A 9,292-nucleotide genomic window follows, 5' to 3' on the forward strand; every position below is an offset into this window, starting at 1 on the left:
CGTGCTCGAAACGATCCTTGCGATAGTTGATCACGTGATCGGCGCCGAGCTTCTTGACGCCCTCGATCTTGGAATCGTCGCCGACGGTGGTGATCACCGTGCAGCCGATCGCCTTCGCCATCAGGATCGCCACCGAACCGATGCCCGAGCCGCCGGCGTGCACCAGCACGGTTTCGCCGGGCTGCAGCTTGGCATTGTCGAACAGCATGTGCTGGACGGTCGAGAACGCGATCGGCGCGCAGGCGGCGTCGCGCAGACTCACCGCGTCCGGCACCGGGATCACCAGCCGCTCCGGCATGTTGAGCAGTTCGCGCGCGAAGCCGTCGACATGGAAGCCGAGCAGGCCGCCGACGTTCTCGCAGAGGTTATCGCGGCCCTCCTGACAGGCCTTGCAGTGGCCGCAGGTGAGCGCGCCGTACATCACGACCTTCTGGCCCGGCTTGAAGCGCGTGACGCCGTCACCGACCGCCGCGATCTCGCCCGACGCTTCGGCGCCGACGACGATCGGCAGCTTGCGCTTGACGAACGCCATACCGCGATAGCCCCAGACGTCGATGTGGTTCAGCGCCACCGCCGCGACGCGGATCTGCACTTCGCCGGCCGCGGGAGGCGGCGGCGGCGGCAGATCGGCGACCTGCAGATCGCGATCGGAAACGAGGGTTAGGGCGCGCATGAAAACCTGTGCCTACACCGGTTCGCGGGTCAGGATCAGCGAAGCGTTCTGGCCGCCGAAGCCGAACGAGTTCGACATCACCGTGGTGACTTTCGCATCGCGCGCGGTGTTGGGCACGACGTCGAGCGGAATCGATGGGTCCGCTATCTCGTAGTTGATGGTCGGCGGGATGCGCTGGTGTTCGAGCGTCAGCAGCGAGAAGATCGCCTCGACGGCGCCGGCGGCCGACAGCGTGTGGCCGACCATCGACTTGTTTGACGACACCGGGACCTTGGCGGCGCGTTCGCCGAACACGCTTGAGATGCCGAGATACTCCATCTTGTCGTTCTCGGGCGTGCCGGTGCCGTGGGCGTTGATGTAGTCGATCTGCTCGACGCTGATGCCGGCGTCGTCGAGCGTCTTGTTGATGCAGCCGATGATCGGCTTGCCATCCGGGCTCGAGCGGGTGCGATGAAAGTTGTCGGCGAGTTCGCCGCAGCCGGCGATGACGCCGAGGATCTTGGCGCCGCGCGCCGTGGCTGCCTCAAAGCTCTCCAGCACCAGCGCGCCAGCGCCTTCGGCCATGACGAAACCGTCGCGGTTCTTGGCGAACGGCTTGGACGCGGTCTGCGGCGCATCGTTCTGCGTCGACAGCGCCGAAAGCAGCGAGAAGCGGATCAGCGCTTCGGCATTGACCGAGCCGTCGGTCGCGACGCACAGCGCCGCATCGGACTCGCCGCGTCGGATCGCCTCGACGCCGAGCTGGATGGCACTGGCGCCCGAGGCGCAGGCGGTCGACAGCGAGATCGGGGAGCCCTTGGTGCCGAAGGTTTCGGCGAGGTGATCGGCGACCGAGCCGAACAGGAAGCGGCGATGATATTGGGTGAATTGCCCGCCGCCAGAGACGCGCAGTAGCGCGTCGTAATCGATCGCGGTGTTGGCTCCGGTGGCGCGCGCCAGCTCCTGGCGCGGCAGCCATTCGAGCTCGACCGGCGCGACGGCGAGGAACAGCGGGCCGGGGAAGTCACCCTTGGCGCCGATGCCGGCCTGCGCGATGGCTTCTTCGGTGGCGAGATCGGCGAGCTTTTCGCCGAGCACGGTGGAGGAGAACGGCTCGACCGGGACGAAGTCCACGGTGCCGGCCATCGTCGTCTTCAGCCCGTCGATCGGAAACCGGGTGATGGTGCGAATGCCGGATTCGCCTGCCGTCAGCTTGGTCCAATTGTCGGTCTTGCCGGCGCCGAGCGAAGTAACGACGCCCATGCCGGTGACCACGACGATCGGCCGGCCCATTTTGTCGCGCGTGACACTCATCGCGTCCCCCTCGATTCCTTAGGCCACGGCTTCGACCAGCGCCATGCCTTCGCCGCGCCAGTGGCCGGCGCCGATCACGACTATCTGGTCGGGGGCTTTGGTTGTTTCAATCTCGAGCCCGCTCGGATCGTTGGCGGCGAACAGCGCGCGCCGCGACAGCGACAGCGCAGCCAGCGCCACTCCGAGCGGAAACTGCGCTTCCATCACATGGCCGAACGCGGTCGCGGTGGCGCGCACCGGATGATCGGCGTGGGCACGCAGGAAAGCGGCTTCCTCCGCCGTGACCGGCTCGGCGCCGGTGGCGCCGGTGATGATAGCGCTGCCGTCGTGCAGCGGGCCGAGCTTGGTCCACAGCTTCTCCAGCGAAGCCGTGACGTCGCCGGCGCTGCGGCGGCGCGACATGTCGGCGACCACGCTGGTCAGCCGCGCCAGCGGCTTGGCACCGCGCGCCTCGGCGTGCGCCTTGGATTCGATCACCAGGAAGGCGCTGCCGCTGCCGAGCGCAAACCCGCCTTTGGGGCCGCGTGCGAACACCGGCGCGTAGTCGTCTTTCAGATTGAAGTCGCCGAACTCGTAGAGCATCAGCAGGTCTTTGCGCTCGCCGTTCTGCGCGGCGCCGACCAGTGCGATGTCGCTGGTGCCGCCGGCGATGCGCGCCAGCGCGATGCGCAGCGCGTCGACGCCGGCTTCCTCTTCGCCCATGAAAGTGCGCGACGAGCCGGTGACGCCGTGAACGATGGCGATGTTGCCGGCGAGCAGATTGGAGAGCTGCGCCAGAAACAGCGTCGGGCGCAGATCGTTCATCAGCCGCTCATTGAGCGCTTCGGGCGGCGCGTTGAGCACCGCTGCGTCGACGCTGAGGTCGCGTTCGCCGCCGCCGGCGGCGACGATCATGTCCATCCGCTTGAGGATGTCGGTGTTGCCTTTAAGGCCGGCGGAATCCAGCGCCAGCCCGGCCGCGTAGGTGCCGATGCGCTGCCAGGCTTCCATCTGACGCTGATCGCCCTTCTTGGGGATCTGCTTGTCGAACGACAGCGGCGCCAGCGGGTGCACCACGTAGGGCGCGAACGTCGTGGTATCGACGTTGACGCGGCGCTGCTGCAGCGCGTCCCAATGTTCGTCGAGGCCTTCGGCCAGCGAGGTCGCGAGCCCGATGCCGGTGATCCAGGCTTCCACCGGCTTGGCGTTAGTATCAGCCATGGATCATCTGCTCCGGAAATCCGATCTCTGCGGCGACGCGTTGCATATGCGCGCGCAGCTCGGGCTGCGGGAAGGGGACGTGGCGGAACGTCAGCGTCGCGTTGCATGCGAGCTTGCCGCCGGTTTTGATCTTCGCCTCGGTCATGGTGTAGCCGGACCCTTCATGGATCACGGCCGCGTCCACAGTCAGCGTCTCGCCGGGCGTGACGAAGCTGCGCATCTTGGCTTCCTTGACGGCCGCCAGAAACGGCATCCGCTGAAAATCCATCAGCGCAATCTGCAGCCAGCCCGAGGTCTGCGCCATCGTTTCGATCAGCAGCACGCCCGGCATCAGCGGATAGCCGGGGAAGTGACCCTCGAAGATCGTGCTGGTCTGCGGCACGCGCGCTTCGACGGTGATGGCGCGTTCGTCGCGGCGAAGCTCGACGATGCGATCGATCAGATGGAAATATTCGAGGTTCATCGCTGCGGGCTACGCGCCCTTGGCGGCAACCAGTTCGTCGATACGTGCGGCGAGGTTGCTGAGGACGAAGTACTGCTCGGTGGTCGCCTTGCCGTCGTTGACCTCTTGGGTCCACTTTTCGAGCGGCAGTTTGATACCGAACGCCTTGTCGATGGCGAAGGCGATGTCGAGGAAATCCAGGCTGTCGATCCCGAGATCGTCAATCGCATGGCTTTCCGGGGTGATGGTGTCGCGCGGGATATCGCAGGTTTCCGCGATGATGGTGGCCACCCGATCGAACGTGGAAGTCATTATCAAACCTTTGATATTGTGTCGGAAATGGCCGGCCGCGCGAGGCGTGGCCGCATGGCTTTGTGACAAGCGCATGCCCGTATATCGGAGCGGTCGCTCAAGTTCAATGCCGGGCCAAAGTGGGTGTGCGCCGGCGAGGCCCGCGGGACACAGCGGAAGCTGGGAATTCAGCCCTGCGATGCGGCGACCGGCGCGCAATTGTGCCGGCCGCTGAGGATGCAGTCCTGCGCGCGGCGCATGTCGGCGATCGAGGTGGCCAGCCAGAATCCGAACGCGAGCAGCGCCACGGTGAACAGCAGCGCGGCGCCGTTGGCCAGCATGCGGTGGCGGAAGTCCTCGGGCGATTCGGCAGGCAGCAGCAGGTCTTCGACGGGCTTGCGGCGGATCGGGGTCGGCGGCGTCGGCGCGCCGGGCTGCGGCCTGGCAGCGTCAGCCGCGCCGGCCGGCGCATTGCGCGGCCGAAACTGCAGAACGCGGTGTTCGTGGTCTTCGACAATAATTCTCTGGTTTTTCATCGCTACCGGCCTTCAGCCGTCGATCAACCTTTACTCAATCGATCCTAGATCGTCTTTCCCGATTTGGGAAACTCCGCAACACACCGGAAGACGATCGGCTTATTCCGGCTCGGTCTGATGGAACTTGCCGTAGTCGATCCGGATGCGGCCTTGGCCTTCGTCCCGTACGATGTCGGCGTAGCGATGGCCGAAATGGACGTCGCGGCCGGAGTAGGATTTCGAGGCGTGCAGCGCCTGAGCGGCATTTTCGTCATAGCCGCCGATCAGCACGATGAAGGCGGTGTGCGCCCGCACCGCCTCGGGCGTCATGCCGTGGAGCGGACTGGTCTCGTCGATGCTGTGAAACAGCGTCCAGCTCAGCGCCAGCACCGGGCTTTCGTTGCTGATCAGCGGCAACTCGACGAACCGGCGGAAATTTGGAGATTCGGAGCGCGATTCCGTCCGTATGAGCCATAGGCGCGCGGTGGCGCCGGTGATCAGGTCGCTGCGCTCGTTGGCGAAACGAATGGTGAGCGTCGGTTTGCCGTCGTGGACCGAGATCACCGGGTGGTCGGCGAACAGCAGCCGCGCCTTCGGCCGCGAAAAGCGCGCGAAGATCAGACCGGTCATCAACGACATCGAGAAGATGCCCGTAAACAGCTCGACGGTGGCGATGAAGTGCCCGTAGTGGGTCTGCGGATGCATGTCGCCGTAGCCGGCGGTCGACAGCGTCTCGATCGAGAAGTACAAGTAATCGACATAGGCCCCGCCCGGCACATTGGCGACCGGGTTGTCGCCGATCCAGTACAGCGTTGCGAACAGCGCGTTGAAGATCAGAAACAACGTCGCTGCGCCGGCAACGAACGCCGGCCAAGACGCCGTCATGCAGCGATGACTCATATCGGCCCAGAAGCTCAGTTCGAGCCCTTCGGTGACGATCTCGTGGCTGCCTAACCGCAGCACGTTGCGGCGCGAGGCCGATCGACTCTGATTGTGCATCGCGAATTGTACCTACTGCGCGCGCGTTGCCTGCGGGAGCCAGAATGCCATAATCCTGCGCTGTTGTTAGCTGGCATGACCGGCACCCGGAGCACGACGAATGGCCAATCCCCGCGAACCTTTGCTGCACCCGATCCCGATTCTGTCGCTCAAGCCGACTCAGATGACCGTGGGTATGCGCGAGGTCGAGGAGAAGCGGCTGCGCTGGCGCGAGCACAAGCCGAAGAAGCGGGCCGAACTCCTCGGCAAGCACATGATTCCGGTTGTGCTCGGGCCTGACGGCAAGCACTACGTCGTCGATCACCACCATCTGGCGCGAGCGCTGCACGAGGAGGGAGTCAAGCACGTGCTGGTCACGGTGATCGCCGATCTCAGCATGGTCGACCCCGAGGCGTTCTGGGTGGTGCTCGACAGCCGCCGCTGGGTCTATCCCTACGACTCCAGGGGCGAGCGTCATCACTACCGCGACCTGCCCAAGACCATCGCCGAGCTGAAGGACGATCCGTATCGCAGCCTCGCCGGCGAACTGCGCCGTGTCGGCGGTTACGCCAAGGACACGACGCCGTTCAGCGAATTCCTGTGGGCCGACTTTCTGCGCCGCAGGCTGTCGCGCAAGGTCGTGGCCGCCGATTTCCAGAAGGCGAGCGAGAAGGCGCTGGCGCTGGCCAAGAGCAAGGACGCGATCTATTTGCCAGGGTGGTGCGGGCCCGCGGTGGATGATTAGTCCGGCTCGTGTGTCGTAGCCAAACTCTCCAACTTCGATTCTATCGTCCACCTTCCACCAAGCGCGTGGCGCATTGCACGCCTGCGATGTGCCGACCGGCAGCCGGGACCGGCCTCGCTGCGCGACTTGACCTTGGTTGTCGCAACAACTATAGCGGTACCTTAAGACCTGCCGGATGGCGGCTTCTATGGCCGACGTCGGACAGCTCAAAACCCGGCGTGTCGGCGTGCAGTCGACGTTGTCGAGGTTCGACCCGCTAAGTGGTTGCCAGGGAGGACGTCGTGAACGCGGCAGCGCTGAGCCGAGCCGAAAGGTTGTCGGCCATTTCCAAACTCGTCGACGACAGGCCGGACGAGCAGTTCTTCCAGGTCGACCGCAGCATCTTCACCGATCAGAGCGTGTTCGAAGCCGAGCTGCGCTACGTCTTCGAGTCGACGTGGAATTTCATCGGCCTGGAGTCGCAGATCGCGCGGCCCAATGATTTCGTCACCACGCATATCGGACGGCAGCCGATCCTGCTGATGCGCAGCGCCGACGGCAAGATCGGGGCATTTCTCAATACGTGCCGGCATCGCGGCACGGTGGTGTGTCCCTTCAAGCAAGGGCGCCAGAAATTTCACGTCTGCCGTTATCACGGCTGGGCCTACGACTCGAGCGGCCGCAACGTCTCGATCACCGAGGAGGGCAGCGGTCAGTATCCGGCCTCATTCACCAACGCCAACCACGATCTGGTGCCGGTGGCTCGGCTCGGCTCGTATCGCGGCTTTATCTTCGCCAGCCTGTCGCCCGACGTGCCGCCGATCGAGGAATTCCTCGGCGACGTGCGGGTGTTTCTCGACCTGGTGGTCGATCAGAGCGACAGCGGCGAGGTCGAGTTCGTGCCGGGCGCCAGCACCTACACGTTCGACGGCAACTGGAAACTGCAGTTCGAGAACGGCCTCGATTACTATCACTTCGCCACCACCCACAGCTCCTATGTGGACATTCTGCGCAAGCGCAATGCGACGGCGGCCCCCGATGCAGGTTCCACCGTCGAGCCGAAAGGCGAGCAGGAGGGCCAGGGCAGCTTCAGCTTCGACTACGGACACGCCGTGAACTGTCGATCAAAGCGTGCGCAGCTTTACGGCCGTCCGCTTGGGATGGATCCGGCCCGGCTCGACACGGTGCGCCAGCGGGTCGGCTCGACGCGCGCCAAATGGATGCTGCGCCAGCGCAACCTCACGATCTTCCCGAATTTGCAGGTGATCGACATTCTGTCGGCGCAGGTTCGCACCTGGCGGCCGATCGCGCCCGACAAGACCGAGATGGTGTCGCATTGTCTGGCCCCGGTCGGCGAAAGCGCTGCCGCACGCACCATGCGGATCCGCAACTACGAGGATTTCTTCAACGCCTCGGGACTGGCCAGCTCCGACGACAACGTGATGTACGAGTTCAGCCAGTCCGGCTACGCCGCCGCCGCGGCTGGTCCGACCCAGGGCTATCTGCGCGGCGCGGGCGATGTTGGCACCGGCGAAAGCTTCCACACCCGTGAGCTCGGCGTGTCGCCGACCGAATGGTCGTTCGGCCCGACGACGTTCGGCGGCGAAACCAACTTCCATCCCGGTTATCGCGAATGGCGCCGCCTGCTGCAGCGCGCCGCCGAGCAGGCCACGGCATGAGCGGGGAGATGATCGACGCGCAGCGCGTCGCCGCCGAGGCGCTGCTTCGCGAAGCGCGGCTGCTCGATCGCGGCGACTGGGATCAGTGGGTCGCGATGTACCAGGACGACGCGGTGTTCTGGGTGCCGGCGTGGCTCGACGAATACGACGTAACGGAGGATCCGGCCACGCAGGTCTCGCTGCTGTATCACGACGCGCGGCGCGGCCTCGAAGAACGCATCTCGCGCATCGAATCGCGCAAATCCATTACCGCGCTGCCGCTGCCGCGCACGGTGCATCAGGTCACCAACGTCGAGGCGAGCAGCATCGCACCGGACGAGATTAGCTGCGAGTCCGTCTTCTCGGTCTACGTCTACGATCCGCGCACCGCGAAGGGCCATTCACGGCATGGCCGCTATCAGCACACGCTGAAGCGCCACGGCGCGGAGTGGAAGATCGCACGCAAGATTATCACCTTGGCGAACGACAATGTCGCCACGGTGCTGGATTTCTACAGCATCTGAGGGGATCTCATGGCGGATAACGGAAACTGGCATGTCGCCGCGCCAGCCGGCGACGTGCGCGACGGCGAGGTGCTCGGCGTCGAGATCGCGGGTCGGCAGATCGCGCTGTATCGCGTCGGCGACCAGTTCTACGCCACCAGCAATCTCTGTACCCATGCCGAAGCCTTGTTGTCCGACGGCATGCTGGACGGCTGCGAGATCGAATGTCCGCTGCATATGGGGCGTTTCGACATCCGCAACGGCGAGGCCCTCACCAGCCCGGTCGAGATCGACCTTGCGACCTATCCGGTCCGCCTCAGCGGCGACCGGTTGGAAGTCTGTCTGCCGGCGTGAGCCGGTCACGGCCTGGAAACGATCAGGGAGACAACAATGCGAGCGTTCTTGATCCGGCTGACTCGCGCACGACTGGTGATGCGTTGAGCGAGCGGCCGGCCGGCAAACGCGCGCGCGTGTCGGCGTCCGGTGCGCAGTCTGCGCCCGAGGACGGCGAACTGGTGATCGATTTCGATCGCTATGTTCCGACCGTGCTGTCGAGCCTGGTGGCGAAGTTTCGAGCTAATTCGAACGGCTTCTTCCTCAAGACCTACGGCGTCTCGCTGGGCGAATGGCGCATCCTGTCGTTCCTGCGCGAGCATGGGCCGGCGAGTGCCTATGACGTCTGGACACGGGCCAATCTCGACAAGGCGCTGGTGAGCCGCGAATCCGCATCGCTGATCGGCAAGGGGCTGGTGGAACTGACCTCCGTCAGCGGCAGCGGACGCAAGCGCAGCGAGATCAGCTTGACGGCGGCGGGCATCGAAATGCTCGATCGCAGCATCGACGAGATCCTTCGCCGCCACGACAATCTGACCGCCGGGCTCGATGCCGAGACGCTACGCGTGTTCTTCGGCGTCATCGCGCATCTCGAGCGGCGGATTCCGCATATGGGCGACGACACCGGTGATCGCAGCCGCTCGTTGCATGCGCCGGTCAAGCGCGTCGACAAGCGGCGGAG

Annotated in this window: 12 protein-coding genes; 5 read left to right on the forward strand and 7 right to left on the reverse strand. The window is 65.0% G+C overall.

All coding sequences use genetic code 11. The features are described 5' to 3' along the window. From I5M_RS14855 to I5M_RS14885, 7 genes are all read right to left on the reverse strand, one after another. On the reverse strand, positions 1–673 hold a 673-nt coding region (locus tag I5M_RS14855; RefSeq protein WP_031336457.1), incomplete at its 3' end, for an alcohol dehydrogenase catalytic domain-containing protein. 12 nt (positions 674–685) lie between these two features. Continuing rightward, on the reverse strand, positions 686–1,966 hold the full coding sequence (locus I5M_RS14860; RefSeq protein WP_022722122.1) for a beta-ketoacyl-ACP synthase: 1,281 nt from the start codon (positions 1,964–1,966) through the stop codon (positions 686–688). Between the two features lie 18 nt (positions 1,967–1,984). Further along, positions 1,985–3,166, reverse strand: a complete 1,182-nt coding sequence (locus I5M_RS14865; protein WP_022722123.1) for a beta-ketoacyl-ACP synthase — start codon at positions 3,164–3,166, stop codon at positions 1,985–1,987. Beyond that, a complete protein-coding gene (locus I5M_RS14870) occupies positions 3,159–3,629 on the reverse strand; it encodes a 3-hydroxyacyl-ACP dehydratase FabZ family protein (RefSeq protein WP_022722124.1) in 471 nt (156 codons plus the stop codon). The genes I5M_RS14865 and I5M_RS14870 overlap by 8 nt, the downstream gene beginning before the upstream one ends. Positions 3,630–3,638: 9 nt before the next feature. Further along, positions 3,639–3,920: an acyl carrier protein gene (locus tag I5M_RS14875; protein WP_011442233.1), complete on the reverse strand. Its 282-nt coding sequence runs from the start codon at positions 3,918–3,920 to the stop codon at positions 3,639–3,641. Positions 3,921–4,087: 167 nt separating this feature from the next. Then, positions 4,088–4,435, reverse strand: a complete 348-nt coding sequence (locus tag I5M_RS14880; protein ID WP_022722125.1) for a hypothetical protein — start codon at positions 4,433–4,435, stop codon at positions 4,088–4,090. A 99-nt stretch (positions 4,436–4,534) separates the two neighbouring features. Then, the gene (locus I5M_RS14885) at positions 4,535–5,413 is read right to left on the reverse strand and encodes an ion channel (RefSeq protein ID WP_022722126.1); all 879 of its coding nucleotides are present in this window, start codon (positions 5,411–5,413) and stop codon (positions 4,535–4,537) included. 100 nt (positions 5,414–5,513) lie between these two features. Here I5M_RS14885 and I5M_RS14890 point away from each other — a divergent pair, with 100 nt between their 5' ends. From I5M_RS14890 to I5M_RS14910, 5 genes are all read left to right on the forward strand, one after another. Further along, positions 5,514–6,137 (forward strand): ParB-like protein, encoded by a 624-nt coding sequence (locus tag I5M_RS14890; protein WP_022722127.1) that lies wholly within the window; start codon positions 5,514–5,516, stop codon positions 6,135–6,137. Between the two features lie 281 nt (positions 6,138–6,418). After that, positions 6,419–7,795 (forward strand): SRPBCC family protein, encoded by a 1,377-nt coding sequence (locus I5M_RS14895; protein ID WP_022722128.1) that lies wholly within the window; start codon positions 6,419–6,421, stop codon positions 7,793–7,795. Continuing rightward, on the forward strand, positions 7,792–8,298 hold the full coding sequence (locus tag I5M_RS14900; protein ID WP_031336458.1) for an aromatic-ring-hydroxylating dioxygenase subunit beta: 507 nt from the start codon (positions 7,792–7,794) through the stop codon (positions 8,296–8,298). The genes I5M_RS14895 and I5M_RS14900 overlap by 4 nt, the downstream gene beginning before the upstream one ends. Before the next feature lie 9 nt (positions 8,299–8,307). After that, on the forward strand, positions 8,308–8,631 hold the full coding sequence (locus I5M_RS14905) for a non-heme iron oxygenase ferredoxin subunit (RefSeq protein ID WP_022722130.1): 324 nt from the start codon (positions 8,308–8,310) through the stop codon (positions 8,629–8,631). A gap of 83 nt (positions 8,632–8,714) precedes the next feature. Beyond that, on the forward strand, positions 8,715–9,292 hold a 578-nt coding region (locus I5M_RS14910), incomplete at its 3' end, for a MarR family winged helix-turn-helix transcriptional regulator (protein ID WP_022722131.1).

It is taken from the genome of Rhodopseudomonas sp. B29 (assembly GCF_000333455.1).
Classification (GTDB): Bacteria; Pseudomonadota; Alphaproteobacteria; order Rhizobiales; family Xanthobacteraceae; genus Rhodopseudomonas.